This window comes from Nocardia sp. NPDC047038, from assembly GCF_040644075.1.
Lineage (GTDB): Bacteria > Actinomycetota > Actinomycetes > Mycobacteriales > Mycobacteriaceae > Nocardia > Nocardia sichangensis.
The window spans coordinates 1-26,827 of the sequence record NZ_JBEYVQ010000023.1 but is presented as its reverse complement, the minus strand read 5'-3'; the positions used below and the strand labels follow the sequence as shown (position 1 = coordinate 26,827).

Sequence of the window (26,827 nt, the reverse complement as noted above, 5' to 3'; positions counted from 1 at the left end):
AGGACGACGGAATGAAGAACTATCTGCTCGGCATCTACCAGCCCGACGATGGCGTGCCGGACAACCTGGACGAGATCATGCGCGATCTCGCGGCGCTGAACGACGAGATGCGGGCGGCGGGAGCCTGGGTGTTCGCGGCGGGCCTGCACGCGCCGAGCACCGCCACCGTGCTGCGCGCCGAAGGCGACGACATGCTGATCACCGATGGCCCGTATGTCGAGGGTAAGGAGCACATCGGCGGGTTCACCGTCATCCGCGCCGCCGATCTCGACGAGGCTCTGGAGTGGGGCCGCAGGCTCGCCGCCGTCGTCACTCTGCCCATCGAAGTCCGTCCGATCCGAGACGAATAGATGAGCGAGGCCGTGACCGGCTCGGTGATCGAAGCGGTGTTCGCCGAGCACTACGGCCGTGCGGTGGCGAGCTTGATCCGCGTGTTCGGAGACATCGGCGTCGCCGAGGACGCGGTGCAGGACGCGTTCGCCGCCGCCGTCCAGCGCTGGCCCGCCGACGGTGTCCCGCCGAGCCCGCCCGGGTGGATCATCACCACCGCGCGCAACCGGGCGATCGACCGCCTGCGCCGCGATGCCTCCCGGGCGGACCGGCACGCGCAGGCCGCACTCCTGCATGCCGAGGACGAACCGTTGGAGCCCGTGAGCGCCGTGCGCGACGACCGCCTTCGGTTGATCTTCACCTGCTGCCACCCCGCCCTCGCGCAGCAGGCGCGGGTGGCACTGACCCTGCGGCTGCTCGGCGGGTTGAGCACCGCCGAGATCGCCCGAGCATTCCTGGTCTCGGAAGCGACCATGGCGCAACGCTTGGTGCGCGCCAAAGGCAAGATCCGGGATGCCCGCATTCCCTACCGGGTGCCCGCCGACGCCGAGCTGCCCGCCCGGCTGCGCGCGGTACTCGCCGTCGTGTATCTGATCTTCACCGAGGGGCACACCGCCTCCTCCGGCGCGCGGCTGGTCCGGGCCGACCTCTGCGCCGAGGCGATCCGCCTCGGGCGCTTGCTGGCAGAGCTGATGCCGGACGAGCCCGAGGTGACCGGACTGCTCGCGCTGATGTTGCTGAGCGAGTCCCGCCGGGTCGCCCGCACGGGTGCCGACGGCTCTCTCGTCCCGCTCGCGGAGCAGGATCGCAGCCGGTGGGACCGCGACCTCGTCGCCGAAGGACACGCACTCGTCCGGCAGTGCCTGCGCCGCAACCAGCCGGGGCAATACCAGCTGCAGGCGGCGATCAACGCGGTGCATGCCGACGCGCCCACCGCCGCGGCCACCGACTGGACCCAGATCCTGCGGCTCTACGACCAGCTCGCCGCACTCGCGCCGAGTCCGATCGTCGCGCTCAATCGCGCGGTGGCGGTCGCCGAAATACACGGTTCGGCAACGGCCTTGGCACAGGTGGACGCCCTGCCCCTGGCGGGGTACCACCTGTTCCATGCCATCCGCGCCGACCTGTTGACCCGGCTCGGCCGCACCGAGGAGGCCGCCGCCGCCTACGACGCCGCCATCGCCCGCACCGACAATGCCGCCGAGCGCAGTTTCCTGGCGCGTCGGCGCGCCGACCTCGGTGGGCAACCACGCCGGAGCGATTGACGGCGCGCAACGCCGGGCGGCCGCCGCCACCACCGCCCAGCTGGCCGCCGCCGGACTCGGCATCGCACAGCGCGCTGACGGCCACGTTCTCCGGCGCCGTCCGCAGCCTGCGTCCGCCCCTGGTGCGCGAGGTCGTCTGCCTCACCGCCACCCCGGGCGATCCTCTCGTCCGCCGATTCCTGGAAGACCTGCGCCAGCGCGGTGTCCCGGTCCCGAGCCCGATCGCCGCCCAGTTGACGGCACGGGAGTGAGGCGGCGGCGCCGGGTCAGTGCTTGCGCACCACGCGTTCGCCTTCGCCCGGTTTCCAGATGGTGATGTCGAGGTGGTCGCCCGCGACCTCCACTGTCGACGCGCCGGTGAGATCGGCGACGTAGAAGTGGTCGAACTGTTGGCCCCTGATGTCGAAACCGGTCTCGTCGAACAGGTGCTGAGCGAAGCGAACGTGCACGTCGCGGTCAGGAAGCTCGACGACCGTGCCGAAGAGTTTGGCGTCGCCGTCGGACACGTTCGTGTCCACCGTGGCGGTGTGCAGGCAGAAGCGCGGATCGCGCGCCAGATCGCGGAACTTGGTCGTGCCCGGCATCCCCGCGATCACCAGGAGCCCATCGAAGACGCGCGGCTCGATCGGACTGATCCGTGGATATCCGTCCGAACGGATGGTGCCGAGCATGCAGAGATTGCCCGCCGCGCGGTGCCTGCGCAGGAAGATCTCGGCGATGTGCGGCGCTTCTTCGGTGAACCGGCTCCAAGTGGTCATACCGGCGACGGTACGGCGAATACTTGCCATCTCCTGTCCAGGTTTCCGGCTAGTCTCGCCAACGTGCGGGCAAGTCGATTGGTGCAGCTGCTCTTGCTGTTGCAGACGCGGGGCAGGCTCACCGCGCCCGAACTGGCCAGGGAACTGGAGGTGTCGGTGCGCACCGTCTACCGCGACGTCGAAGCACTCTCGGCGGCCGGTGTCCCGGTCTACAGCGAGCCGGGCCGGGCCGGTGGCGTGCGGCTGGTCGACGGCTACCGCACCCGGCTCACCGGCCTCACCACCGACGAAGCCGACGCGGTGCTGCTGACCGGTCTGCCCGGCGCCGCCGCCGATCTCGGGCTCGGGACCGTGCTGGCCACCGCGCAGTTGAAGGTGCTCGCCGCGCTGCCGCCGGAACTGCGCGGGCGGGCGACGCGCATCGCCGAACGGGTGCTCGTCGATGCGCCGGGCTGGTTCCACCGGCCGGACGAGACGCCGATGCTCGCGACGATCGCCGACGCGCTCTGGCACGACCGCAGGCTGCGGGTGCGCTACCGCCGCAACGACAAAGTGGTCGAGCGCCTGCTCGACCCGCTCGGTCTGGTGCTCAAGGCGGGCACCTGGTATCTGGTGGCGCGCAGCGGGCCCACACCGCGCTCGTACCGGGTCGGCCGGATACTCGCCGCCGAGCCGACCGGCGAAACCTTCTCCCGCCCAGCGCCATTCGATCTGCGCACACATTGGTCCGAGGCCGCCGACGAATTCGCGCGCTCGATGCTGCGCGTGCGGGCGCGCTGCCGGATCGCGGCCACCCACCTGCGCCTGCTGCGGCTGACGAACGATCCGGCGGCGGTCGCGGAGGCACTGGCCTCGGCGGGACCGCCCGATGCCGATGGGTGGGTCGAGGTGGTGGTTCCGTCGGAGTCCTACGACGTGCTCGCCCACGGCCTGCTGCCGCTCGGCGAGCACGTCGAGGTTCTGGACCCACCGCAGTTGCGCGCGCGACTCGCGGCGACCGCCGCCGCCATGCACGCGCGCTACTCCGGGAAGTAGTTCCTATGTCACCTGATGCCGAAATCCCCCTGACCGGAGGACGAATCACCCCCGGCGTGGTCCGCGTCGGCGACACGGTGCGACGACCCGCCACCGCCTCGTCGGCCTTCGTCGCCGAACTGCTCACGCACCTCCAGCAAGTCCGTTTCGCCGGCGCACCGCGTTATCTCGGACTCGACGACACCGGCCGCGATACCTTCACCTACCTGCCCGGATGGGTGCCCGCCAGGTTCCAGCGCTGGACGGACACCCAGGTCGCCGCAGCAGGGGCCCTGCTCCGTTCGCTCCACGACGCGACCCGCGACAGCGGCCTCACGGCAGGCCTGCCGGTCGTCTGCCACCACGACCCCGGCCCCAACAACACCGTCTTCCGGAATGCGCGACCGGTCGCCTTCATCGATTTCGACACCGCCGCCCCCGGCGACCCGCTCGAAGACTTCGGATACCTGGCCTGGACGTGGTGCGTCTCCTCGAAGCCCGACGCGCCAACCGCCCCCGCCCAGGCAGCCCAGGTGCGAATCCTCGCCGACGGCTACGGCCTCACCAATGCCGAGCGAGCCAACGTCGTCGACGCGATGCTCGACCGCCAGATCCGCAACGCCCACTGGTGGACAGCACAGCTGGCCGACCCCGGCCATCGCGGCACCAGCCCCGAGCAGGTCGCCTCCCGCATCGCCTGGTCCGAACGGGAACAGGCCTACACCAGCGCCCACCGCGCCGCCTTCGAAGCGGCACTCCGGTACGACGGATGATCCGGGTCTCGAGCGTGCCGCCGCACCGACATTCGACCCGGGAAAGCCCGGCGGGACAAGCGGATCCGCCGAGGTCCATCGACGGATGGACCACTCACCGGCCGTGCGCGGCCGCCGGGTGGTGTCCGGCCCGGTCAGCTCTGTGGACGAGTGGGCCGGATCAGCGCAGCGTGCGGAAGAACTCGCGCACGTCCGCGAGCAGCAGATCCGGCGCCTCCATCGCCGCGAAATGCCCGCCGCGGTCGAACTCGGTCCACCGGACGATGTTGTGCGCGTCTTCGGCGAGTTTGCGGACGGACATGTCACCGGGGAAGATCGCCGCCGCGGTCGGCACATCGGACTTCCGCGTCGGCGCGCCCCAGACCGCGGATTCGCTGTAGAGCCGCAGCGAGGAGGCGAAGGTTCCGGTGAACCAGTACAGGCTGACGTTGGTCAGCAGCGCGTCCCGGCCCACCGCGTCGTCGGGCAGCTCGATCGCCGGGTTGGTGTACTGCCGGAACAGGTCGGCGATCCAAGCCAGCAGCCCGGCGGGTGAGTCCTGGAGGCCGATCGCGAGCGTCTGCGGACGGTTCGCCTGCACGGTCGCGTAGTCGTAGCGGGCATAGCTGTCCGGACCGGTCATCGTGTCCAGCTTCGCCTGATCCGCCGCGGACCATTCCGCCTGAGCCACGTATTCGTCCGGGCCGCCGGAGTTTTCGGCGTCGCCGTCCCAGGATGGAATCGTGATCGGGCCGTTCACGTGCAGGCCTACCAGATGCTCGGGGTCGATATGGCCCAGTTGGGCGGCGACGAAGTACCCCGCGTCGCCGCCCTGCACGCCGTAGCGGTGGTAGCCCAGACGCGCCATGAGTGCCGCGACCACCTCCGCGAACCGCTCGGTCGAGCCCGCACCCGGGTCCGGGGCGACCGCGGAGAACGCGAAACCCGGCAGCGAGGGCACAACCACGTGGAACGCGTCGGCCGGGTCGCCGCCGTGTGCGCGCGGATCGCTCAGCGGTCCGAGCAACTCCAGGAACTCGACGAACGACGCGGGCCAGCCGTGCCCGAGCACCAGCGGCATGGCATCCGGCTCCGGCGAGCGCAGGTGCAAGAAGTGCACCTGCTGCCCCTCGATGTCGGTGACGAACTGCGGCAGCTCGTTCAGCTCCGCTTCCACTGCGCGCCAATCGAATTCGGTACGCCAGTACTCGGCCAGCGGTCGCAGGTAGGACACTCGCATGCCCTTGTCCCATCCGGCGCCGGGCAGGTCGCTCGGCCACGACGTGCCTGCGAGGCGCCGGTGCAGATCGTCGATCTGCTCCTGCGCGATGGCGATGCGGAAGGGGCGAATGTCCGGTTCGGTAGTCATATCGGCCACGGTAGGAAGGGCTTAGGACGGGAGCGTTCCTAACTTCCGGGCATGCTGGCGTCATGCTGGAAACGTCGGCCCGACTGCTCGCCCTGCTGACTCTGCTGCAGACCCGTCCGGACCGGACGGGCATCGAACTGGCCGAACGGCTCGGCGTCACCGGCCGCACCGTTCGCCGCGACGTCGACCGGCTGCGCGAGCTGGGCTACCCGATCCATGCCACCCGCGGCGCCGCGGGCTACCGGCTGGGCGCGGGGACAGCGCTGCCGCCGCTGCTGCTCGACGACGACGAAGCGGTCGCGGTGGCGGTCGGGCTGCGCGGCGGTACCGTGACCGGGCTCGAAGAGGCATCGCTGCGCGCGCTGACCAAACTGGAGCAGGTGCTCCCGCCGCGCTTGCGGCACCGGATCCGCACCCTGCGCGGCGCCACCTTGCGCGTCGGCGCACCGGCGCCGCAGGTCGATCCGGACACGCTCATGGCCATCGCCGAAACGTGCCAGCGCCACGAACGGCTCCGGTTCGACTACCGCGCGCACAACGGCGCGCTCGGCCCGCGCACCGTCGAGCCGCACACCCTCGTGCACTTCAGCAGGCATTGGTACCTGGTCGCCTGGGATGTCGACCGCACCGACTGGCGCACCTTCCGGGTGGACCGGATGACCCCGCGGATTCCGACCGGGCCGCGCTTCACGCCCCGGGAGCCGCCGGAAGGCGACGTCGTGGCATATCTTTCGATGCGGCTGTCGGCCCGCTCGTGGCCGTACCAGGCGACGGTGCTGCTGCACCGATCGGCCGACGACGCCGCCGGACGCGTCTGGCCCGGTGCGGGCGTCGTGGAAGCCGTCGACGAGCACAGCTGCCGCCTGCATGTCGGCAGCGAGACGCCCGAACAGCTGGTCTGGATGATCACCTCGGTCGATCTCGACTTCACCGTGCTCACCGGCCCACCGGAACTCCTCGACGCGCTCGGCGCCCAGGCCGCCCGCTGCGAGCGCGCGGTACGCGACTTCGCGCCGTAGCGAGCTAGCAGCGCCAATCCAGGACCGGCGCGAACGACCTGAGTTGCACCGAGCCGGGGATCGCCCGCAGCAAGGCGTCCCGCAGCGCGACGCCGGGCGGGAACGACAGTTGCGCCACCGCGCCGATCCGGCGCGAGCGAGCCGCGATCATCCGGGTACGCGGCCCGCGGTCCCGGTCGTAGGCGGTCAGGTCACCGTCGCGGGTCACGACCCGGGCCAGCACCACGGCGTCCTCCAGCGCCTGGCAGGCGCCTTGCCCGAGGTTGGGCATCATCGCGTGCGCGGCGTCGCCGACGAGCGCGATCCGCCCTGCCACAAAGGTTCTCAGCGCGGGCAGGTCGTAGAGATCGTGCCGCAGTACCTCGGCGTTCCCGGCCGCGGCGAGCAGGGCGGGAATCGGCTCGTGCCAGCCGCCGAACCGGGCGCGCAACTCGGCGAGCCCGCCACTCGCCGTGCCCGCGGGCATGTTCGCGGTGGCGAAGCAGTAGACCCGGCCGTCCGCGAGCGGCGCGTACCCGAAACGCTCACCGCGTCCCCAGCTTTCGCCCATATCGGTGACCGGCCGGTGCGGCGTGACGACCAGACGCCATGCGGTGTATCCGCCGTAGCGGGGCCGAATCTCGCCGCAGACGGCGCGGCGCACCACACTGCGGATGCCGTCGGCGCCGACGACGACGTCTCCGCTGGACGTCCCGGCCGAGTGCACCACCGTGCCGTCCACCCTCGCCTCGGCCACGGTGACACCGGTGCGCAGCGCCTCCGCCGGGATGGCCGACCGCAGAATGTCCACCAGATCGGCGCGGTGCAGCATGATCGGGCTGCCGTACGCCGCCCGGAGCTTCTCGGCGTCGATCCTGGTCAGCCACCGCCCGGTGCGGTCGCGAATACCCGCAGCGCCCTCATCGACGGCCCGTGCCCGCACCGCGTCGCCCAGGCCGAGTACATCGAGAGCACGCAGGGCGTTGGGCCACAAGGACAACCCCGCCCCGACCTCGGTGATCTCGGCACTCCGCTCGAGCACTTCGACGCGCAGGCCCTGCCGGAGGAAGGCGACCGCGGTCGCCAGACCACCGATGCCACCGCCCACGATGACCACCTCGGGCATCGTTTCCCCTTTCTCCGGACCACTCGGTTCCCCGAACGTTACTACGCATGTAGTGTTGCCGCGCCGGACTGTAACCGGTATCACTACCGCTGTAGTATCGAGGAATGTCCGGTAAGCGCGAACTCGTCTTGGACGCGGCGATCGAGCTGCTCGGGTCCCGCGGGATCCGAGCCCTCACCCACCGCGCGGTGGACGAGGTCGCGGGCATGCCCGCCGGATCGGCGTCCAACTACTTCCGCACCCGTGCGGCGCTGCTGACCGGCATCGCCGAGCGACTCGAAGCTCGCGACTACGCGGATTGGGAGGCGCTCAACCGGCGACCCGCCCCCGCCACCATCGAGGACCTCGTCGACGGCACGGCCGCCTTCGTCGTCCACGCGGTGCGAACCGACCCCACACGGACATTGGCGCGCTACGCGCTGTTCCAAGAAGCGCGGACCTCGCCCGCGCTGCGTAAGACCGTGCGGAGCGGCCACCGCAGGCTGACCGAATGGGCCGCGAGCCTGTTGGCGAACGTCGGCGGGGACCGGGCGACGACGCAGATCCTGGTCGGCCAGCTCGAGGGCATCATTCTGCACCAATTGGTCGATCCGACACCGGATTTCGATCCGCGTCCGGTGCTGGACCGGTTGATGCGCGCGCTGATCGCTTCGAACGACTAGCGCCGGGCGGCGCGGCCGAGAGCCCGGCGCCACCCGTCAGAAGAACGTGTGCACGAGATCCACCACTCGCGGCGAGGGCGCATCGGCGTCATCGATCACCGGGATCAGCCGCCATTTGTCGAAAGCCGTGCACGGGTGTGACAGACCGAGCCGAACGACCGCCCCGATGGGCAACTCGGTGGCGGCGCCGCCCGGTAACCGGAGGAAGGCGTGCTGGTCGTTGAGCGCGGAGACCGTCGCGTCCGAGTCGAGCGCACCGCCCCGCGGTCCCGCGACGCGCTGCGGAACCGGCATCCCCTCGTCGAAAGGCAGATCACGTTTGCCCGCGTCGAGCAATGCGAGGCCGGGCTCCGGGCGCGAGAGTGCGCGTGCCCAGCCGTGCATCGCCGAGCGCAGCGGCCGCGCGCACTCGGGAGCCGCCAGTGGCGACATGCTCGCGTAGAAGCCGTCATCGTGGATGACATACGCGCCCGAGCGCAGCACGACCGTCGTCGCGACACCTTGCCTGCCCTGCTCGTCGGACAGCGGGGCCAGGTACTCGAGCGCCAGCTCGGGATAGGCGCTCCCACCGGCGGTGACGACGGCCGGACCGCGATATCGCCCCGCCGCGTCGAGTTCCCGGTGCAGCCGGGCGAGTTCCCCGAGGTAGTCGCGCACCGCGCGGATTCCGGTCGCGGTGCGGTCGTGTGCGAGCGCGCCCTCGTAACCGCCCACCCCGGCGAGCGTCAGCCGGGACGCGCCGGCGATCGCCCGAGCTACGGCGTGCGCCTGTTCCACCGTGCGTGCGCCGGTTCTGCCGTGCGGGCCGCCGAGTTCCACCAGCACCCGGATCCGCGCCGACTCGGGGGCGGTGCGCAGATGCGCATCCATCAAGGCAACCGTTTCGGGGCTGTCGGCCCAGCAGTAGAACTCGAAAGACGGATCGCGCGCCGATTCCGCCGCGACCCACCGCAAGCCGACCGGGTCAACCAGCGCGTTGGCCAGCAGCACCCGCGCGACGCCGAAGGACCGCGCCACCTGCGTCTGCCAGATGGTGGCAAGGGTGATGCCCCATGAGCCCGCGGCCAGCTGATCGGCCCACACCTGCGGCGCCATCGTCGTCTTGCCGTGCGGCGCCAGCCGAACGCCTGCCGCGCGCACCCACTCGGCCATGACCGCGATGTTCTCCGCGAGGGCCGCGCGATCGACCGTGAGCACCGGCGTCTCCAGCTGATCGAGCGCCGGTGCGGCAGCGCGGAGTTCGCGCACGGTCCGCCCCCAGAACGCGGGTGGCATGCCCTTGTGCTCGGGACCGATCCGGCGGTCCGCCAGCGCCGCCACGGCTGCTTCGTCGATCGACACGACGTCCTTCCTACCGGACGCGGGCCCTTCGGCGGCTAACCCGAGTTGCGCAGGGCGGTGGCCAGGCCGTTCATCGTCAGCAGGATGCCGCGTTTCACCAATTCGGAGTCGTCCCCGGCCCGGAGGCGGCGCAGCAGCTGCACCTGCATCTGGTTCAGTGGTTCCAGGTAGGGGAAGCGGTTGTGGATCGACTCGGCCAGCGACGGGTTGTCGGCCAGCAGGTGATCGTTGCCGGTGATCGCGGCGTGCATGCGGACGGTCCGGGCGTGTTCGTCGCGGATCATGCCGAAGATCTGCTCCCGCAACGCCACGTCGTCCACGAGTTCCGCGTAGCGGGCGGCGATGTCCAGATCGCTCTTGGCCATCACCTGCGCCAGATTGGACAGCACCGTGCGGAAGAACGGCCAGCGGCGATACAGATCCGCCAAGGTCGCCAGACGTTCCGGGTCGCCGCCGATCCATTCCTCCAGCGCGGCACCGGTGCCGTACCACCCCGGCAGCATCACCCGCGCCTGACTCCACGACATCACCCACGGGATGGCGCGCAGGTCCGCGACCGAATTCGTCGGCTTGCGCGAGGCAGGCCTGCTGCCGATGTTCAGATCGCCCACCTCGGCGACCGGCGTGGACTGCCGGAAGTACTCGACGAATCCGGGTGTCTCGTGCACCAGCCGCGCGTACGCGGCTCGGGCGCGGGCCGCCAGGTCATCCATGATGCCGTAGGACGGCTCGGCGTCGGCGCCGAGACCCTCCACGTCCAGCAGCGTCGACTCCAGGGTGCCCGCGATCAGTGACTCCAGATTGCGATGCGCCGCACCGGGTTCGGCGTATTTCGCGGCGATCACCTCGCCCTGCTCGGTGAGCCGCAGCGAGCCGCGCACCGCTCCGGCCGGCTGGGCGAGGATCGCATCGTAGCTGCGGCCGCCGCCGCGACCGACCGTGCCGCCGCGGCCGTGGAACAGCCGCAACCGGATGCCGGTCTTGCGGGCGACCTCGACCAGATCCAGCTCCGCCCGGTACAGCGCCCAGTTGGCGGCCAGATACCCGCCGTCCTTGTTGGAGTCGGAGTAGCCGAGCATCACTTCTTGACGCATGCCCTGCGCGGCCACCAGCTCGCGATAGACCGGCACCTCCAGCGCCGCCGACAGCGTGGCCGCACCCGCGCCGAGGTCCTCGATGGTCTCGAACAGCGGGACGATGCCCACCGGGCAACTCGGCGGCCCGTCCGGCTCCCCCGGGTCGAGCAGACCGCCCTCCTTCAGCAGCAGTGCGGCTTCGAGCAGATCGCTGACCGACGTGCACATGCTGATGATGTAGTTCGGCACCGCCGCCGCGCCGAGCGTGTCCACCACGTCCCGGGCGGCGCGGACGATGCCGAGTTCCTTGACGGCCAGTTCGCTCAGCCGGGCGTGCGGACCGAGCAGCGGGCGGCGAGTGCGCAACTCGGCGGCGAGCAGTTCCACCCGGCGCGACTCCGGCAGGCTCGCGTAGTCGGAGTGCACCCCGGCCCAGGCCAGCAGTTCGGCGACGACCTGCTCGTGCACCTCCGAGTTCTGGCGCATGTCCAGGCTCTGCAAATGGAAGCCGAACGTCTCCAGGGCGTGGCGCAACGTGGCGAGGCGATCGTCGGCGAGCAGGCCGTCGCCACTGCGCCGCAGCGAGGCGTCGATCGCGTCCAAGTCGTCCAGGACGGCCTGCGGAGTCGGGTAGGGCCGCGCCCCGGCATCGAGGCCGTTCGGCGGCACCTGCTCGAGCGCCGCCACCGCGGTGGCGGTCAGCCGGGCCCGGACGTGGTGCAGCGCACGGCGATACGGCTCGTCGGCGTGCGTCGCCGGATCGGGGTACCCGGTCTCGGCGAGCGCGGCGACCTCGGGCGTCACGGCGACCAACCGGGCCGACAACGACAGCGTCTTCTCCAGTTCCACCAGATCGCGCAGGTAGCGCTCGAACGCGACGCCCGCGGCGCGGGAGGCGGCCTGCCGCACCACCTCGGCGGTGACGTACGGGTTGCCGTCGCGGTCGCCGCCGATCCACGAACCGGGACGCAGCATCGGGCGCGGCAACAGCTCGACGCCGGGCCAGCGCGAGCGCAGCGCGGCGCGCACCTCCGCGTTGATCGCCGGGATCACGTCGAACAGGGTCAGGTCGTAGTAGCGCAGACCCACCGAGATCTCGTCCTGGATGCGCAAGCGCGCCAAGCGGATCAGCGCGGTGCGCCACAGGCTCAGCACCTGGCGGCGGATCCGCCGCTCGAGGTCGGCGCGCTCGCGCTCGTTCTCGGCGTAGCGCTGGCGCAGGCGCATCAGCTCGGTGATCCGGGCCTGCGCGTCGAAGACGGTGCGGCGGCGCGTCTCGGTCGGGTGCGCGGTGATCACCGGCGACACCAGCGCGTCGGCCAGCAGATCCGCGACCCGGGTTCCGTCCAGCGCCGCCGCGTCCAGCTTGCGGTAGGTGGCCGCCAGCGACGAGTCCTGCGGCGGTTCGCCCGCCGTCTCGTGCGCGGCGCGGCGGCGGTCGCGCTGGATGTCCTCGGCCAGATTGGCCAGCAGCACGAAGTAGCTGAACGCGCGGATGAGCGGAAGGGCCACCGCGATGTCCACTCCGTCGAGCATCTCCGCGACGGCGCTGCGCCCGACCTCCTCGCGGCGCACCCGGAACGCTTCGATGCGCACGCGCTCGATGAGGTCGAAGACCTCCGGCCCCTCGTGGTCGCGAATGGTGTCGCCGAGCACGCCACCGAGGAACCGGATGTCGTCGCGCAGCGGCCGGATGGCGTCCTGTTGGGTCTCGCTCGTCGTTTCACCCATGATCAGACACTATTGTCCTCCGGCCCGCCGGGAAATGCGACGCGGCCCACACCGGCCGCGCCCGGCTCAGCCGGGGAGTTCGGAGAAGCGCAGGTGGTTGCCCCACGGGTCACGGAACCCGCAGTCGCGGACGCCGTACGGCTGCGAGATCGGCTCCTGCGTCACCTCCACCCCGGCGTCGCGCAGCCGGGCGAACGTGGCGTCCACGGCGTCGGTGGTGAAGATCAACGTGCCCTGCGCCCCGTTGGCCAGCCGGGCCCGCGCCGCCGCGGCGGCCGCCTCGTCCGGCACCATCTCGGGGGTCTCCAGAATGAACTCGATGCCAGGCTGCTTCGCCGGCCCGACGGTCAGCCAGCGCCCACCGGCGAACGGCAGGTCCGCACGCACTTCCAGACCGATCACGTCGCGATAGAACTCCAGGGCCTTGTCCTGGTCACCGACCAGCACGCCGATGTGGGTGAGGCCGAGGTCCGCGCCGTTGCTCATGATGATGCTCCTTCTGTTCGTCAGGGCCGGGCAACAGTACGGACGACGCACGCGCGGCGAATTCATCGGTCGCGGCGCAATCTCGCGGCGATTCTCAGCCCGCGTCCCTTGCGGTCAGGTGATCCGCCCGGTGCAACAGGACCTGTTCGAGTAGCGAGACCAGCACCTCCTTGACCGAATCGCGCTGCCTGGCATCGCATTCCAGCACGGGGATCCAATCCTCCAGTTCGAGCGCCTCGCGGACCTCGTCGAGGTCGAAACGCGTGCTGCCGTCGAAGCGGTTGACCGCGATGACGAACGGCGTGCCGCGTGCCTCGAAATAGTCCAGTACCGGATAGCAGTCGTCGACGCGGCCGGTGTCCACCACGATCACCGCGCCGAGCGCACCGTCGACCAGGTCGTCCCACAGGAAGACGAAACGGTCCTGGCCCGGCGTGCCGAACAGGTACAGCAGCAGTGAGCTGTCCAGGGTGATGCGCCCGAAATCAAGGGCGACCGTGGTCTGCGTCTTGTCTGCCCGGTGCCCCGCGTCGTCCACGCCGACGGCCATCTCGGTCATCGCCGCCTCCGTCACCAGCGGCTCGATTTCGGAGATGGCTCCGATGAATGTCGTCTTCCCGACGCCGAAACCACCGCTGACCACGATTTTCACCGAGGACGGCATGGTTGGCGTTCGCATGTCAGAGTGCCCGGACAAGGTCCCTGATCCTCTCGATGGCGGCGGCGGTGAGCTGGTCGGCCGAGCGCACGGTCACGTGTCCGGTGGCGGCCAGGTCGCTGACCACGACCTTGGCGACCCCGACCGGCACGCCGAGCGCGGCGCCGATCTCGGCGATGGAGTGCGGCCGCTGGCACAGCCGCACGAGGGTGCGCTGCTCGAAACGCAGCGGCGCGGACAGCGCGGCGGGCTCGGCCCGCACCAACGTCTCGATGCGCAGTCCGTCCAGCAGCGGCCTGGTGCGTCCCGCGGTGACCACGAAGGGCCGCACGAATCGGTCCTCGCCGGAGGCGAATTCGTGTCTCATCGCCGCAGCGACTCACGCAGTTCGGCGATGAGCGCGGGATCGAGCAGCGCACCGGCGCGGTCGGCGAGCACCGCCATCTCGTAGCCGACCAGACCGACGTCGCAACCGCTGTCGGCGATCACGCCGAGACAGCTGCCGTCGCCCATGGCGGAGACGAGCAGGAACCCGCGCCTCATCTCGATCATGATCAGTTTCAGGCCGTCGAAGGAGTAGCTGCGCGAGGCGCTGCGGGCCAGCCCGACCAGCCCGGACACCATGGCGGCGAGCCGGTCGGCGGAGGCGCGGTCCAATCCGTCGGACATGGCGATGAGCAGGCCGTCCGAGGACACCGCGACCGCCTCGCGCACACCGTCGGTCTCGCGAACGAAGTTGGCCAGCATCCAATTGAACGTGTGCGGGTCGGCGCTCGATATGTGGGTGGTCACCGGATCTCCTCTGCCATGGTCGCGGCGGGCTGGAATTCGGGCGCCGCGTCGGCGGCGCGGACGCGGTCGTCCCGCGCGGCGGCGTGCCGTGCGGGCGCGCCACGCTGATGTCCCGTCCGGAAGGAGGACAGCATGCTGCGGATCTCCTCGGGTGAGCGCTCGACCGCGGGGGCGGGCTCCATGCGGGGCGGCGCGTCGGGCCGCGCGCCGGTGGCGGCAGCGCGGGCCTTCTTGTTCCGTTTCACCAAGCCGTTCTTGGTGTGCCGCGCCGCGGGTTCGCTCGGCGCCGGGCCGAACGACTCTTCTGAGCGGCGGGATTCGGTGCGGCCGACGCTCGCTGTCGGCTCGGTCCGCGCGGAAACGAACTGCGTGTAGGGCGACGACCCGGCGTTCACCGCGTGCGCCGGTGGGCGGTCGGCGGTCGTAGCGGTAGCGGTACCGCGCGATTGTGGCCTCGAACCGGTCGCAGACCCAGCGGTATCGCCCACCGTGGCGGTGTGGGAGGTGGCGGGATCGTCGCGCCGATCCGGCTCGGTCTCGACCATGCCGGGCGGCAGCGTCAGGCGCGCGACGATGCCGCTCACCGGCGAGACGCTCAGTTCGACCGTGATGCCGAGCCGTTCGGCGAGCCTGCCGACCACGTAGTGGCCGAGGTGGCGGGTCGGTGCGACGACGAAGTCCTGTTCGCCGCGCAATCGTGCGTTGGCCTGGGCCAATTGGTCGGCGGGCATGCCCACGCCGTGGTCGACCACCGCGAGCAGGTACCCGTTGGGCCCGGCGCGCCCGTAGATCTCCACCTCGACATCCGGTGGGGAGAACGCCAGCCCGTTCTCGATCAGCTCCGCGAGTATGTGCGCGAGTTCGCTGGCCGCCGCGCCGGCGATGAGCACGTCGTCCATCCGGCGCAGCACCACCCTGCGGTAGTCGTCGACCTCGGACAGGCCCGCGCGGATCACGTCGCTGAGCGGGATCGGTTCGGCCCAGCGGCGCGGGCTCGCCTCGCCGACCAGCACGAGCAGGCTTTCGGCGTTGCGGCGCATGCGGGTGGCGAGATGGTCGAGCTCGAACAGGTTCGACAGCGCCTTGGGATCGAGCTCCTCGCGTTCGAATTCGCTGATCAGGCCGAGCTGGCGGCGCACGAGGTTCTGGTTGCGGCGGGCCAGGCTGACCATCGACTCGGTGGTGTTGCGGCGCACCAGCGCCTGTTCCGACGCGAGGTCGAAGGCGGTGGACTGCACCCGATCCAGCGCTCGGGCCACGGCGACGATCTCGACGCCCGCCCCCGGCGGCGGTCGCACCGGGGCGGGCGGGTCGGGCGGCCGGGTGTCGTCGCCGGTGCGCCAGGCCGAGATCACGTCGGGCAGCCGCCGACCGGATACGTCGTCGGCGTCCGCGGCCAGCGTGGCCAGCGGCCGGACGATCGCGCGCACCGCCGCGACGACCAGCGCCACCTCCAGCGCGATCGCCGCCAGCGCGGCGAGCACGAACGCGCCGAGGGCCAGCGCGGCGTCGCCGCGCAACACCTCTGCCCGCTGCCGCACGTCGGCGCCGACCGTCTGCTGCACGGTGCGCTGCGCGTCGATGACCGCGGTCATCCTGGCCCACCAGGCGATCGGATCGACCGGGCGCGCCAGCGGTCCGCCGCCCGCGGCGATCGCGACGTTCTCCGACTCCGCGGCCGCGGCCGCGTCCGCGCCGTCCAGCACGGCGTCCAAGCGCGCCTGCTGCGCGCCGGTCGCGTCGCGGGCGAACGCGGCCAGTCCGGCCAGTTTGGCCGCGCGGATGTCGAGGAATTGCACGTACTCGCCCGGCCCGAAGGCATCCGCGGCGAAGACGCCGTTGAGGAAGCCGCGCTCGCGAGCCGTCTGCTCCTTCGCCTCACCCAGCGCGTACAGCGCTTGCAGCCCGTGCCGGACCACCGGGTCGGCAGCCTGATCCAGACCCAGGGACAGGTGGTTCAGGGCGTCGATCGCGTCGGTGTAGTACTGGAACGCCGCCTGCCGGGGTTCTCGCCGCTGGTCGATCGTGGATCGGGTCGCGTCCAAATCGGCCAGCGGCCGGGCTGCCTCCCGCACCCGCTCCGCGCCGGGCGGGCCGTCGGCCGCCGCCTGCCGCAGGGCACGCAAGGCGCGGTCGACCGCACCGCGCTGGTCGTCGACCGGCTGGCGCAAGCGCTGGTCGCCGCCGAGCAGGCCATTGGTCAGGCCGCGCTCGCGCTGCGTCTCGTGCACCAGGTCCTGCACCGCCAGCGCGAGCGTCACCGCGGCGACTGTGTCCCGGCTCTTCCGGTACGCGTCCACTTCGCGCGCCACCAGCGTGCCCAACAGCGCGAGCACCAGCACGAGCGACACCACGAGGATGCGGGCCAGCTGCCCGCGGATGGTTCGCGGACGCACAATTCCGCTGCCGGACACCTGGCGTTCACCATCGGAAATGCGGAGGGGGACAACCGGTGTGCCGCCGGAATTCTCCGGTCGTCCAGGTGACCGCACCACCCTCTGCTCCTCCGATCAGCCGCCGCGCCTGCTCCACAGCGAGCACGCGGAAATCAAGGGGAAACTGTCACACGGCCTACCCGTCGTCAACGCGAGAATCGGGCAAAACGGACACTGTGCGGACTTCTAAACACACTGGCAACGAAGAGTTACGAGCGCGACAAAACCGGCATCCGCGAACGAATGCCGAGACTCGTTGTGTCCTACCCACCTTCGCCCGCCGCGAAACCTCGCGGCCCGACTCTGATACAGTCCGGCGCGACAAACCGGATGGCAAGAGGGCTGGATGGCGCACCGAATTACGTTGGTTCCCTTGGCGATCGCAGTCGCGTTAGGACTGGCCGCCTGCGGCGACGAGTCCGGCGGGTCCCCCGCGACGACCAGCACGCAGACCGCGAGCGCCGCGGGCACGGCCACCCAGCTGTTCGATCCCTGCACCGGCATCCCCGACGCCGCGCTGACCAGCGCCGGACTCGACCCGGCGAGCAAGCAGATCGGCGTCGGCGGGGTGAAGCAGCCCGGTTGGGAGATCTGCGGATGGAAGGGCGCCGACTTCACCCTCGGCGTGTTCTCCAACAACATGTCCGTGGCCGAGTTCGAGCGGAAGCCGGGCAATGTCGACTTCCAGGACGTCACCATCGCCGGACGCACCGGACGCCAGTTCCGCGTGGACGACGCCGCCAAAGACCAAATGTGCGACGTGCTCTTCCCCGCCCGGCAGGGCCTGCTGCAACTGACCCTGGTCAACAAGACCGCGGACCAGAACCCCTGCGATCGCCTCGCGACCATCGGCGAAGCGATCGTCCCGGCGCTGCCGAAATAGCACCGCCCCCCTCGGCGCAGGACCGGGTACGGATTCGCCCGGCGCACCCGACAACCACGACCATCTCGCGGCGGCATCGGCGAAACTCAGACCCCCGATTACTCTCGCACGCAACCACACCAGCTCAACCACCGGTTTCGAGCGAAGCGAGACCGAGCATGCGCCGTTCGCGGCCCGGCTCGCGTCCGAGTGGCCGTCGCGTCCGCGACGAAGGAGCAAGCGGCGGTCGCTCGGACGCGAGCCATAAGGGGGCCGCGAACACCCAGCGCCGCAGGCGCTGGAAAAACGAACACAGCCCGGCGCTGGAAATCAGACAGAGAGGATGGCGAGTACCTCGTCGGAGGTATAGAAGGGGGCGAGGCGCTCGCGGATCAACCCGGCGAGAACCCCTTCGCGCTTCGCGCCCTCGATGACCGCCGGTCCGTATCGGAGGATCTCCTGGACGATGTCGTCACCGGTCAGACCGAGTTCGGGCAGCATGGCCGCCAAGGTGTAGTCGCCGTACTTGGTGAAGAACACCTCCACGCACTCGTCCAGGAGCAGGCCGAAGTACTCCTTCTCTCGGGTGGTGACGGCGATCTCGTAGCACAGCAGCACCAGCTCGTTGAGATCCTTCCGGCTGAGGTATTCGCGCAGACCGCTGACCGGCTCGTCGGCATGCAGATCCCAGAACTCCATCGCGGCGGCGTGCACCGGGGCATCGCGCAGCATCTCGCGGATGGCGTTGTTGGTCCGCTTGAGGGCGAACAACGCGCCCTTGCCCGCGAGGTCGCCGACGAAGGTGCCGTCGGCGGCCTTCTTGGCGCGATTGGCCGCGGACTGGCCCAGCGACATCAGCGAGGACACACCCGGGATCTTCTCCGCGCGTTCCCGGTTGGCCTGCATGAAGTCGTTGATCAGCTTGTCCACGAACTTCGATGCGACCGTGGCCACCAGCGGGCTCTCGGTGAGCCGGTCCAGGATGCGCTCCTGCGCCTGGTGCATGCCGAAGATCTTCTCCAGCAGCGCCTCCACCGGCTCGCGCTCGACCACCTCGCCGAGCGTGTAGTCGTGGTTGGCGGCGATGTGGTCGTAGATGGAGTCGGCGAACACCCCGACCATATCGGCGAGAACCGGACTGCCGCCGATCAGCTCGACGACCGTGCGGACGGTCTGCTTGGCCTGGTCGATCTCCACCACGTCCCGGAAGACGAGCGTGTCGGCGACTCCGAGCACCGCCTCGGTGTCGCGCGCGACCACCTCCGCGAAACGCTCGCCGGTCACCTCGGCGAGCAGGAATGCCACCTGGGCCTCCAGTAGCCGTTCGGCGATCTCACGCGGCTCGCTCATCGAATTCCACCCATCACACCTCGTGCGGCGCGCCCGGCACGGTTCACGGCTGGTGCGGGTCGGCGTCGTTGCCGTGCAACGATTTCCGGATCCGGTCCAGGCGCTCACGCGCGGCCTGCTCACGTGCCTGCCATTGTTCGTCCACGCCGCGGCCCGCTGGAGTCTGCCGGTCGAGTTCACCCATCCCCTGCGCGGTGCCGTAGCGATGCTCGACCTTATCGCGAACTGACTCGAAAGTAGGAACGCCGGAGGCCGAATATCCGCCACTCGCGGCGGACTCCGGCATACCCGGCGGCGGTACCGGTACCGCCGGTACCGCGGAACCGCCGCCGACCTGGCCCGACACATCGGGCGTGTGCTGCGGGAACCCAGGCCCGTCGGCCGGGGTGGCAGGAGTCACATCTCCGGCCGCAGCCGCATCACCGGTTTCCAACAGCCCGACCAGCGCGGCGTGGACCGCCGCGAACCCGGGACGCGCCGCCGTTGCGGCCAGCAGTACACCTGCCAGCTCCGCGTCCGGCAGCCCGGCCAACCGGCTCGCGATTTCGCTGTTGTCACTCATACCGCCAGGCTACGCACGCGCGACCGCACCGAAGGCCGTTCACGACCGCACGCGCGCACCCGCCCAGTCGCGCACCAGGTCGTACCAGGCCGAGCCGCCCGCGACGATCAGATCGTTGTGCCCGGCTCCGGGGAAGACCACCAGCCGTTTCGGCTCCGGCGCCGCGGCGTAGAGCCGTTGCGCGTGCCGCAGCGGCAGCAGTTCGTCCTGGTCGCCGTGCATGATCAGCACCGGGGCGCGCAGCGCGCGGATGCGGCGTTCGTTCGGATAGGCGTTCGGCACCAAGGCCGCGGGCAGGAACGGATACACCGAGCGAGCCGCGTCGCGCAGGCCGCTGAAGGTGGACATCAGCATCACTCCGGCCGGGGGATGGTGCTGTGCCAGCTCGAGCACGACACCGCCCCCGAGGGACTTGCCCAGGTACAACACGCGATTCGGATCGACGCCGGGTTGTTCCAGCAGCGCCCTGCGCGCGGCGCGCGCGTCCAGGTAGGTGCCGTGCTCGGTCGGTTTCCCGGTGCTGCGTCCGTAGCCGCGGTAGTCGAAGGCCAGCACGTCGAAACCGGCCTCGGTGAGCAACGCGAAGATCGGCACCCGGTCGCCGAGATTGCCCGCGTTCCCGTGCGCGAACAGGATGTGCCCGATCGAATCGCGGGCAGGCATCCACCACGCGTGCACGGTCTGCCCGTCCGCCGTGGGCAGGGACAGGTCCGTGTACTCCATGCCGAGCAGCGCCGGAGTTTGCAGCACCGTCCGCTCCGGCAGATAAGTCAGCGCGTTGAGGATCGGACGGGCCGGGTGTCGCATGCCCATGTTCTTACTCCTGAACAGGCAAGGCCGGGTCGGGCGGGTGCCGCGACACGAGTGCTCGAAGCCGCGGCCCACCGCCGCAGGGCCGGTGCGGACGCCGGTCGCCGCCCGACCCGCGGAGACGATCGAACTCGGCCGGTAGCCGGTAGCCGGTTGCGGTGACCGCGTGCGTCAGCCGCGCAGCACCGCGCCCACGGCGTCGGCCGCCGCCGCGACGGCCGCGTCGCGTGCCGCACTTGCCTCGTCCTCGGTGAGGGTGCGGTCGGTGGCACGGAATCGCAGAGCGTAGGTGAGCGACTTACGTCCCTCACCCGCCTGAGCGCCCTCGTACACGTCGAACAGCGCGATGTCCTCCAGCAGCTCGCCGCCGCCGGTGCGCAGTGCGGACTCGACGGACGCCGCCGGGACGGTCTTCTCGACGCTCACCGAGACGTCCTGGAGCACCGCGGGGAACGGCGACACCGTCGGGACCGGCCGGGACTCGCGCAGCGGCAGCGCGTCCAAGTCGAGTTCGACGGCGCAGGTGCGCGGCGGCAGGCCGGAACGTTCCAGCACGGCGGGATGCAGCTCACCCGCGTAGCCGACAACCGTTCCGTCGACCACCAGCTCGGCGCAGCGCCCGGGATGCCAGGGCAGCTGAGCCGCCGCACGGCGCTCGATGGTCACACCGGCCGCGTCGCCGACGGCGTCGGCGAGAGCGAACGCGTCGGCGGCTTCGACCGGACGGCCCGGCCCCCACGGCCCGCGCGGCTCCCTGCGGCCGGTCAGGACAGCGGCCACGTGCACCGGCTGTTCCGGCAGCGAGTCCAGCAACTCGGCGATCTCTTCGTCGGTGGGGCGCCGGTCCACCGGCAGCGGATCGACCGCTCTGGTGTTCGCGCCCGGCAGCACGACTTGCGCGATGCCGTAGATCGCCAGGTCGCGCGCGCCCCGTGAGATATTGCGGACCGCCACCTCGAGCAAACCGGGGAGCAGGGTGGTGGCCAGCTCGGCGCGCTCCACGTCGAGCGGATTCAGCACCCTGGTGGTGGCGCGGCGCGGGTCGTCGGCGTCCAGGCCCCAGGTGTCGAACACTCCGGCGGGCAGGAACACCGGCGGCGGCACCTCCACCGCGCCTGCGAACGCCAGCGCGCGGCTGACGGCGCGCCGACGGCGCTGGGTCGGCGTGAGCCCACGCCCGGCCGGTGCGGCGGGCAGCACGGACGGGATCCGCTCCAGACCCTCCAGCCGCAGCACCTCCTCCACCAGGTCGGCGGGCTGAGCCAGATCGGGCCGCCAGCTCGGCGGGGTCACCACCAGCTGACCGTGCCCGGCCTCGCTGACGCCGACCTCGACCGTGCAGCCGATCTGGGCCAGGCGGCGCGCCGAGGTGCCGGTCGCGTACGTGACGCCCGCGACGCGGTCGGCCAGGTCGATGTCCATCCGGATCGGCTCGGGCGCCGGGACGGGGGTCCGGATGTCGGTCAGCACGGGTTCGATGGTGCCGCCGGCGATTTCGGCCAGCAGCGTGGCCGCTCGGTCGAGCGCGGCCACGTTGATCTCCGGGTCGACGACCCGTTCGTACCGCTTGCCCGCCTCGGACACCAGCTTGTGCCTGCGCGCGGTCCGGTAGATCAGCAGCGGGTTCCAGGTGGCCGCCTCGAGCAGGATGTCGGTGCTCTCCGCGCCGACCTCGGTGCTCGCGCCGCCCATCACACCGGCCAAGGAGATGACGCCGGAATCGTCGGCGATCACCACGTCCTCGACGTCGAGGGCGCGCTCGACGTCGTCCAAGGTGCGCAACTTCTCGCCCTTGTGCGCGGAACGGACCACCAATCCTCCCGACACCTTGTTCGCGTCGAAGGCGTGCAGCGGCTGCCCCAACTCCAGCATCACGTAATTGGTGACGTCCACGGCGGGCGAGATCGGGCGTACGCCCGACAACAGCAGCCTGCGCTGCAACCACCACGGGCTCACCGCCTCCGGGTCGACGCCGGTGACCCGGCGGGCCGCGAAGCGCGTGCACCGGGAGTCCGGCTCGACCCGGATCGGCCAGGCTTCCTGCTCGTGGTCGGGCAGGGTGCGCACCGCCGGATCGGCGTACTCGAGATCGAAACCGCAGGCCAGCTCGCGCGCCAGGCCGCGAACGGAGAAGCAGTAGCCGCGGTCGGGAGTGATGTTCAGCTCGATGACGGTGTCGTCCAGACCGAGCAGCGCGTTGGCGTCGGCGCCGGGCTCGGCGGTGCCCGGTTCCAGCACCAGGATGCCGGAATGGTCCTTGCCGATCCCCAGTTCGGCGACCGAGCAGATCATCCCGTTGGACACGTGACCGTAGGTCTTGCGCGAGGTGATCTCGAACCCGCCGGGCAGCACGCCGCCGGGCAGCACCACGACCACCAGATCACCGACCTGGAAATTCCGTGCGCCGCAGATGATCTCCTGCAACTCGGGCTTACCGATGTCCACCTTGCAGAAGCGGATCGGCTTCTTGAACTCGGTCAGTTCGGTGATCTCGGCGACGCGGCCGACCACCAGCGGCTCGCCGCCCTCCTCCGAACCCGCGATCCGCTCGAGCTGATCGAGCTCTTCGACTTCCAGCCCGACCCGGACGAATCCCGCGTCGAGCTCCTCCGGCGTCACCGACCACTCCGGGTTGGTGCGCTGGATGATGTCGGTCAGCCAGGACTGCGCTACTCGCACTTGACGTTTCGCTCTCTCGATCGAAGGGTGGGGTCAGGACCGGATACCGAAGGGCAGCGTGAAACGCACGTCGCCCTCGACGATGTCGCGCATGTCCGGGATGCCGTTGCGGAACTGCAGCGTGCGCTCCAGGCCCATGCCGAAGGCGAACCCGCTGTACACCTCGGGGTCGATCCCGCTGGCGATCAGCACCTTCGGGTTCACCATGCCGCAGCCGCCCCATTCGACCCAGCCCGCACCGCCCTTCTTGTCCGGGAACCACACGTCGACCTCGGCGGAGGGCTCGGTGAACGGAAAGTAGTTGGGCCGCATGCGCGTGCGGGTCTGTGGTCCGAACAGCGCGCGAGCGAACGCGTCCAGCGTGCCGCGCAGATGCGCCATGGTCAGGCCCTTGTCCACCGCCAGGCCTTCGACCTGGGAGAACACCGGTGTGTGCGTGGCGTCCAGTTCGTCGGTGCGGAAGGTGCGGCCCGGGCAGACCACGTAGATCGGCAGCTCGCGTTCCAGCATCGAACGCACCTGCACCGGCGAGGTGTGCGTGCGCAGCACTTGGCGCGAGCCCTCCGGCGCGATGTGGAAGGTGTCCTGCATGGTGCGGGCCGGATGGTCGGGCAGGAAGTTCAGCGCGTCGAAGTTGAAGTGCTCGGTCTCCACCTCGGGACCTTCGGCGACCTCCCAGCCCATCGCGACGAACACGTCGGCGATCTGCTCGGAGATGACGGTGATCGGATGCCGCGCGCCGACGGCCGCCCGGCGCGCGGGCAGCGTCACGTCGATGGTCTCGGCGACCAGCACGGCGGCGTCGCGCTCGGCCAGCAACGCGGCGCGGCGGGACTCGAATGCCTCCGACACCCTGGACCTGGCGACGTTGACCCGTTTGCCCGCGTCCGCCTTCTCCGTCTTGGGCAGGCCGCCCAGCGCGCGTTGGGCCAGCGCCAGCGGCGCCTTACCGCCGAGGTGCTCGGTTTTCGCGACCGCGAGCGCATCCAGGTCGGCGGCAGCGGCGAACGCCTTCTCGGCGGCCGCCGCTGCCGCGGCCAGTGCCTCCTCGGTCAGCGCCGCGTTCTGCTCGCCTGCGTCGATGTCGTCGGCCACGATGCTCCGTCTCTCCCCTGGGGATCAATTCGCGGGCACCGCTGCACGCCTGCCCGCATTGCTGCTGGTCGCAATCGTATTCGATGGGCCTCGGCGGATTCACGCGGATTACCCGCCACGCCGCGCGAGCCGTGTGGTACCCGCGAGCCGGACGGGCGCGCGCCGGCCCCGCTCCACTACCCGTCCGGAACGGCGCGACTCAGCACAGGCTCGCAGGCGGTGACCGGTCAGGGCAGCGAAAGACCAGCTCCGACAGCCGCCGCGAAACGCCCGGCCCTGGACGATACCCAGTGACCGGGCGCTCCGCGATCAGTGCGGTCAGCGCGCGGCGGTGATGTGGCGGGGCAGCAACCGCGACCCCAGCGCGCCGACCGCCACGATCGCGGCACCCACCCACACCGCGGGCACCAGTCCGTCGACGTAGCTCTGCGGATCCAGGTACGAGCCCCGCGCCGCGAACACCGACGCCAGCACCGCGACGCCCATGGCGACACCGACTTCCCGCAGGGTGTTGTTGGTTCCAGACGCCATCGCGCGATCCTCCTCCGCCGCGGCGGCCATCACCACGGTCGCGCCGGGCGCGAAAGTCAGGCCCATGCCGATCCCGCCGAGCAGGAACGGACCGACGAACGACAGGTAACTCGCGTCGACGGAAGTGACCAACGCCATCCAGCCCAGCGCGACGGCGAGCAATGTCTGCCCGGTGGTGAGCAGCGCACGGGCGCCGACCTTGTCGACGATCAAACCCGCCAGCGGAGCGACCACCATCGGCGCCATCGTCCACGGCATGGTGCGGATGCCGGATTGCAGCGGTCCGTAGCCCTGCACGACCTGGAAGTACTGGGCCAGCAGGAAGATCGAGCCGAAGACGCCCATCGAGAAGGTGAAGCCGGTCATGTTGCTCACCCGGAACGCGCGGGAGCGGAACAGGCGCAGCGGCAGCATCGGCTCCCGCGTGCGCAGCTCCCAGGCGATCAGGCAACCGAGCAGCAACACGCCACCGACCAGCGCGGACAGCACGCCACGAGACGTCCAGCCATCATCGGCGCCGTGGATGACGCCCCACACCACCGCCAGCACGCCGCCCGCCGACAGCAGCAGTCCCAGCAGGTCGACTCGTCGGCTGCCGCCATGCGACTCCGCCAGCACCCGCAGCGCGAACGGCAGCACGACCAGGCCGATCGGCACGTTCACCCAGAAAATCCACTGCCAGCTCAGCCCTTCGACGACCGCGCCGCCGATGAGCGGCCCCAGCGCGACGCCGAGGCCGGCGATCCCGCCCCAGATGCCGATGGCGGCGCTGCGCATCTTCTCCGGCACCGCCGCCGACAACAGTGTCAGCGACAGCGGCATCACCCCCGCCGCGCCGAATCCCTGTACCGCCCGCGCCGCGATGAGCATGCCCGGTCCGGTCGCCAGCGCGCAGACCGCGGACGCCAGTGTGAACAACGCGATGCCGAGCAGGAAGATCCGCCGCCTGCCCAGTCGGTCACCGACCGCGGACGCGGTGAGCAACAGCGAGGCGAACGACAGCGTGTAGGCGTTGACGAACCATTGCAGGTCGGCCAGCGAGGCGCCCAGCTCGGTGCGGATCACCGGCAGCGCGTTCGTCACGACCAGGTTGTCCAGCGTGACCATGAACATCGGGATACCGACCGCGACGAGGACGGCGGCGAGCCTGCGACCGCCGATCGTCGCCTCGGGCGCGGCGACGGGCGCCGTGGCGGATGGAAGGGTCTCGGTCATGTCCAGTCCTTGTTGTAATCGACTGATAACTAATGCTCGAAACGGTATGCATCGACTGATAACATGTCAAGAGCAAGGCCGGTACCAGCGAAAACGGAGAAAGATGGCGACCAGAACCAGGATGACGGCGTCCGAACGGGGCGAGCAGGTGCTGCGCGCGGCGGTCTCCGCGTTCGCCGAATGCGGTTACGCCGCTACCAGGACCGACGAGATCGCCCGGCGAGCGGGCGTGTCACAGCCCTACGTGATCCGGCTGTTCGGCACCAAGCAGAACCTGTTCCGCGCCGCCCAGCACCGCGTCTGCGACCGGATCGAGGAGATCTTCCGCGCCGCGCGCGCCGAGGCATCGCCCGAGGCGGCCCCCGACGAAGCCCTCGCCGCCCTCGCCACCGGCTATTCGGTCTTCCTCGCCGAACGCGAACTGCTCCAACTTCTGCTGCACGGCTTCGCGGCCAGCGCGGACCCGGAGATCGGCGACCAGGTCCGGGCCAGGTTCGGCGGTATCTACCACCTGATCCGCGAACTGACCGGAGCGCCGGAAACCGAGGCGCGCCGCTTCCTCTCCACCGGAATGCTGCTCACCGTCATGAGCGCGATGCGAGTGGCGGGCCCGGAGGCGGTCCCCGCGACGTGGGCGACAGAAATCCTGGAGAACTTGAGCACCGAAGGCGACTGAATTCCGTTCGCGGCCCGGCTCGCGCTCGGGCGGGCGCGCCCCGGGACACCCTCAGCACCGGTCAGGTACCCGAGCTATATGCGAATGTCCCGAGCTCGAACGCCAACGCGGCCGGCGCACCGTCACTCCAGGTTTCGAGCGAAGCGAGACCGAGCCTGTTCCGTTGGCAGTCTGGCTCGCGTTTGCGCGGCCGCCGCGCACGCGACGAAGGAGCAAGCGGCGGCCGCGTAAACGCGAGCCATAAAGGGGCCGCG

Annotated in this window: 25 protein-coding genes; 9 read left to right on the top strand and 16 right to left on the bottom strand. The window is 70.6% G+C overall.

Going from position 1 to position 26,827, the window contains the following annotated elements:
- The first annotated feature begins 11 nt into the window (after positions 1-11).
- From ABZ824_RS36190 to ABZ824_RS36180, 3 genes are read left to right on the top strand one after another with little or no spacing between them, the layout of a single operon-like run.
- Positions 12-350 carry a YciI family protein gene (locus ABZ824_RS36190; protein ID WP_355080684.1) on the top strand — a complete coding sequence of 113 codons (339 nt, stop codon included), beginning with the start codon at positions 12-14 and terminating at the stop codon, positions 348-350.
- Positions 351-1,595: an RNA polymerase sigma factor gene (locus tag ABZ824_RS36185; protein WP_356968984.1), complete on the top strand. Its 1,245-nt coding sequence runs from the start codon at positions 351-353 to the stop codon at positions 1,593-1,595.
- Positions 1,592-1,846, top strand: a complete 255-nt coding sequence (locus ABZ824_RS36180) for a hypothetical protein (protein ID WP_356968982.1) — start codon at positions 1,592-1,594, stop codon at positions 1,844-1,846. The genes ABZ824_RS36185 and ABZ824_RS36180 overlap by 4 nt, the downstream gene beginning before the upstream one ends.
- A gap of 15 nt (positions 1,847-1,861) precedes the next feature.
- Here ABZ824_RS36180 and ABZ824_RS36175 read toward each other — a convergent pair whose 3' ends face one another.
- A complete protein-coding gene (locus ABZ824_RS36175; protein ID WP_355080677.1) occupies positions 1,862-2,353 on the bottom strand; it encodes a pyridoxamine 5'-phosphate oxidase family protein in 492 nt (163 codons plus the stop codon).
- 63 nt (positions 2,354-2,416) lie between these two features.
- Here ABZ824_RS36175 and ABZ824_RS36170 point away from each other — a divergent pair, with 63 nt between their 5' ends.
- Positions 2,417-3,388 carry a WYL domain-containing protein gene (locus ABZ824_RS36170; RefSeq protein WP_356968980.1) on the top strand — a complete coding sequence of 324 codons (972 nt, stop codon included), beginning with the start codon at positions 2,417-2,419 and terminating at the stop codon, positions 3,386-3,388.
- Positions 3,389-3,393: 5 nt separating this feature from the next.
- The gene (locus ABZ824_RS36165) at positions 3,394-4,140 is read left to right on the top strand and encodes an aminoglycoside phosphotransferase family protein (protein WP_356968978.1); all 747 of its coding nucleotides are present in this window, start codon (positions 3,394-3,396) and stop codon (positions 4,138-4,140) included.
- Positions 4,141-4,300: 160 nt separating this feature from the next.
- Here ABZ824_RS36165 and ABZ824_RS36160 read toward each other — a convergent pair whose 3' ends face one another.
- Entirely contained in the window at positions 4,301-5,488 is a 1,188-nt protein-coding gene (locus tag ABZ824_RS36160; protein WP_356968976.1) for an epoxide hydrolase family protein, read from the bottom strand.
- A 62-nt stretch (positions 5,489-5,550) separates the two neighbouring features.
- Here ABZ824_RS36160 and ABZ824_RS36155 point away from each other — a divergent pair, with 62 nt between their 5' ends.
- Positions 5,551-6,507: a WYL domain-containing protein gene (locus ABZ824_RS36155; RefSeq protein ID WP_356968974.1), complete on the top strand. Its 957-nt coding sequence runs from the start codon at positions 5,551-5,553 to the stop codon at positions 6,505-6,507.
- Positions 6,508-6,511: 4 nt separating this feature from the next.
- Here the strand turns inward: ABZ824_RS36155 and ABZ824_RS36150 are convergent, their stop codons facing one another.
- Positions 6,512-7,612: an FAD-dependent monooxygenase gene (locus ABZ824_RS36150; protein WP_356968972.1), complete on the bottom strand. Its 1,101-nt coding sequence runs from the start codon at positions 7,610-7,612 to the stop codon at positions 6,512-6,514.
- A 104-nt stretch (positions 7,613-7,716) separates the two neighbouring features.
- Between ABZ824_RS36150 and ABZ824_RS36145 the strand changes: the two genes are divergently transcribed.
- Positions 7,717-8,274, top strand: coding sequence for a TetR family transcriptional regulator (locus tag ABZ824_RS36145; RefSeq protein ID WP_356968970.1), 558 nt, complete (start codon positions 7,717-7,719; stop codon positions 8,272-8,274).
- 36 nt (positions 8,275-8,310) lie between these two features.
- Here the strand turns inward: ABZ824_RS36145 and ABZ824_RS36140 are convergent, their stop codons facing one another.
- From ABZ824_RS36140 to ABZ824_RS36110, 7 genes are all read right to left on the bottom strand, one after another.
- Positions 8,311-9,615 (bottom strand): alanine racemase, encoded by a 1,305-nt coding sequence (locus tag ABZ824_RS36140; protein WP_356968968.1) that lies wholly within the window; start codon positions 9,613-9,615, stop codon positions 8,311-8,313.
- A gap of 35 nt (positions 9,616-9,650) precedes the next feature.
- The gene (gene ppc, locus ABZ824_RS36135) at positions 9,651-12,422 is read right to left on the bottom strand and encodes a phosphoenolpyruvate carboxylase (RefSeq protein ID WP_356968966.1); all 2,772 of its coding nucleotides are present in this window, start codon (positions 12,420-12,422) and stop codon (positions 9,651-9,653) included.
- A gap of 66 nt (positions 12,423-12,488) precedes the next feature.
- The gene (locus tag ABZ824_RS36130) at positions 12,489-12,908 is read right to left on the bottom strand and encodes a VOC family protein (protein ID WP_356968964.1); all 420 of its coding nucleotides are present in this window, start codon (positions 12,906-12,908) and stop codon (positions 12,489-12,491) included.
- 94 nt (positions 12,909-13,002) lie between these two features.
- Positions 13,003-13,572 carry an ATP/GTP-binding protein gene (locus ABZ824_RS36125; RefSeq protein ID WP_355080714.1) on the bottom strand — a complete coding sequence of 190 codons (570 nt, stop codon included), beginning with the start codon at positions 13,570-13,572 and terminating at the stop codon, positions 13,003-13,005.
- Positions 13,573-13,588: 16 nt separating this feature from the next.
- Positions 13,589-13,933, bottom strand: a complete 345-nt coding sequence (locus ABZ824_RS36120; protein ID WP_355080657.1) for a DUF742 domain-containing protein — start codon at positions 13,931-13,933, stop codon at positions 13,589-13,591.
- The gene (locus ABZ824_RS36115; protein ID WP_356969066.1) at positions 13,930-14,313 is read right to left on the bottom strand and encodes a roadblock/LC7 domain-containing protein; all 384 of its coding nucleotides are present in this window, start codon (positions 14,311-14,313) and stop codon (positions 13,930-13,932) included. Before ABZ824_RS36115 ends, ABZ824_RS36120 begins: the two co-directional genes overlap by 4 nt.
- Positions 14,314-14,354: 41 nt before the next feature.
- Positions 14,355-16,772 (bottom strand): nitrate- and nitrite sensing domain-containing protein, encoded by a 2,418-nt coding sequence (locus ABZ824_RS36110; protein ID WP_356968962.1) that lies wholly within the window; start codon positions 16,770-16,772, stop codon positions 14,355-14,357.
- 394 nt (positions 16,773-17,166) lie between these two features.
- On the opposite strand from ABZ824_RS36110, the gene ABZ824_RS36105 reads away from it, so the two are divergent.
- On the top strand, positions 17,167-17,676 hold the full coding sequence (locus ABZ824_RS36105; protein ID WP_356968960.1) for a DUF3558 domain-containing protein: 510 nt from the start codon (positions 17,167-17,169) through the stop codon (positions 17,674-17,676).
- 309 nt (positions 17,677-17,985) lie between these two features.
- Here ABZ824_RS36105 and ABZ824_RS36100 read toward each other — a convergent pair whose 3' ends face one another.
- From ABZ824_RS36100 to ABZ824_RS36075, 6 genes are all read right to left on the bottom strand, one after another.
- The gene (locus ABZ824_RS36100; RefSeq protein ID WP_355080651.1) at positions 17,986-19,005 is read right to left on the bottom strand and encodes a hypothetical protein; all 1,020 of its coding nucleotides are present in this window, start codon (positions 19,003-19,005) and stop codon (positions 17,986-17,988) included.
- A 43-nt stretch (positions 19,006-19,048) separates the two neighbouring features.
- Positions 19,049-19,567 carry a hypothetical protein gene (locus ABZ824_RS36095; protein ID WP_356968958.1) on the bottom strand — a complete coding sequence of 173 codons (519 nt, stop codon included), beginning with the start codon at positions 19,565-19,567 and terminating at the stop codon, positions 19,049-19,051.
- Between the two features lie 39 nt (positions 19,568-19,606).
- Positions 19,607-20,380, bottom strand: coding sequence for an alpha/beta hydrolase (locus ABZ824_RS36090; RefSeq protein WP_356968956.1), 774 nt, complete (start codon positions 20,378-20,380; stop codon positions 19,607-19,609).
- Positions 20,381-20,548: 168 nt separating this feature from the next.
- A complete protein-coding gene (gene pheT / locus ABZ824_RS36085; protein ID WP_356968954.1) occupies positions 20,549-23,056 on the bottom strand; it encodes a phenylalanine--tRNA ligase subunit beta in 2,508 nt (835 codons plus the stop codon).
- A gap of 33 nt (positions 23,057-23,089) precedes the next feature.
- On the bottom strand, positions 23,090-24,151 hold the full coding sequence (gene pheS / locus ABZ824_RS36080) for a phenylalanine--tRNA ligase subunit alpha (RefSeq protein WP_355080644.1): 1,062 nt from the start codon (positions 24,149-24,151) through the stop codon (positions 23,090-23,092).
- 318 nt (positions 24,152-24,469) lie between these two features.
- The gene (locus ABZ824_RS36075) at positions 24,470-25,897 is read right to left on the bottom strand and encodes an MFS transporter (protein WP_356968951.1); all 1,428 of its coding nucleotides are present in this window, start codon (positions 25,895-25,897) and stop codon (positions 24,470-24,472) included.
- 103 nt (positions 25,898-26,000) lie between these two features.
- Between ABZ824_RS36075 and ABZ824_RS36070 the strand changes: the two genes are divergently transcribed.
- Positions 26,001-26,573, top strand: a complete 573-nt coding sequence (locus tag ABZ824_RS36070) for a TetR/AcrR family transcriptional regulator (RefSeq protein WP_356968950.1) — start codon at positions 26,001-26,003, stop codon at positions 26,571-26,573.
- Positions 26,574-26,827 lie beyond the last annotated feature (254 nt).

What these genes read in the sequence shown, in the direction of transcription:
- ppc (WP_356968966.1), bottom strand. Translation starts at nt 12,422, where the DNA reads ATGGGTGAAACGACGAGCGAGACCCAACAGGACGCCATCCGGCCGCTG.
- ABZ824_RS36090 (WP_356968956.1), bottom strand. Translation starts at nt 20,380, where the DNA reads ATGGGCATGCGACACCCGGCCCGTCCGATCCTCAACGCGCTGACTTAT.
- ABZ824_RS36165 (WP_356968978.1), top strand. Translation starts at nt 3,394, where the DNA reads ATGTCACCTGATGCCGAAATCCCCCTGACCGGAGGACGAATCACCCCC.
- ABZ824_RS36075 (WP_356968951.1), bottom strand. Translation starts at nt 25,897, where the DNA reads ATGACCGAGACCCTTCCATCCGCCACGGCGCCCGTCGCCGCGCCCGAG.
- ABZ824_RS36145 (WP_356968970.1), top strand. Translation starts at nt 7,717, where the DNA reads ATGTCCGGTAAGCGCGAACTCGTCTTGGACGCGGCGATCGAGCTGCTC.
- ABZ824_RS36130 (WP_356968964.1), bottom strand. Translation starts at nt 12,908, where the DNA reads ATGAGCAACGGCGCGGACCTCGGCCTCACCCACATCGGCGTGCTGGTC.
- ABZ824_RS36115 (WP_356969066.1), bottom strand. Translation starts at nt 14,313, where the DNA reads ATGCTGGCCAACTTCGTTCGCGAGACCGACGGTGTGCGCGAGGCGGTC.
- ABZ824_RS36185 (WP_356968984.1), top strand. Translation starts at nt 351, where the DNA reads ATGAGCGAGGCCGTGACCGGCTCGGTGATCGAAGCGGTGTTCGCCGAG.
- ABZ824_RS36070 (WP_356968950.1), top strand. Translation starts at nt 26,001, where the DNA reads ATGGCGACCAGAACCAGGATGACGGCGTCCGAACGGGGCGAGCAGGTG.
- ABZ824_RS36100 (WP_355080651.1), bottom strand. Translation starts at nt 19,005, where the DNA reads ATGAGCGAGCCGCGTGAGATCGCCGAACGGCTACTGGAGGCCCAGGTG.
- ABZ824_RS36095 (WP_356968958.1), bottom strand. Translation starts at nt 19,567, where the DNA reads ATGAGTGACAACAGCGAAATCGCGAGCCGGTTGGCCGGGCTGCCGGAC.
- ABZ824_RS36150 (WP_356968972.1), bottom strand. Translation starts at nt 7,612, where the DNA reads ATGCCCGAGGTGGTCATCGTGGGCGGTGGCATCGGTGGTCTGGCGACC.
- ABZ824_RS36190 (WP_355080684.1), top strand. Translation starts at nt 12, where the DNA reads ATGAAGAACTATCTGCTCGGCATCTACCAGCCCGACGATGGCGTGCCG.
- ABZ824_RS36155 (WP_356968974.1), top strand. Translation starts at nt 5,551, where the DNA reads ATGCTGGAAACGTCGGCCCGACTGCTCGCCCTGCTGACTCTGCTGCAG.
- ABZ824_RS36175 (WP_355080677.1), bottom strand. Translation starts at nt 2,353, where the DNA reads ATGACCACTTGGAGCCGGTTCACCGAAGAAGCGCCGCACATCGCCGAG.
- ABZ824_RS36120 (WP_355080657.1), bottom strand. Translation starts at nt 13,933, where the DNA reads ATGAGACACGAATTCGCCTCCGGCGAGGACCGATTCGTGCGGCCCTTC.
- ABZ824_RS36125 (WP_355080714.1), bottom strand. Translation starts at nt 13,572, where the DNA reads ATGCCGTCCTCGGTGAAAATCGTGGTCAGCGGTGGTTTCGGCGTCGGG.
- ABZ824_RS36160 (WP_356968976.1), bottom strand. Translation starts at nt 5,488, where the DNA reads ATGACTACCGAACCGGACATTCGCCCCTTCCGCATCGCCATCGCGCAG.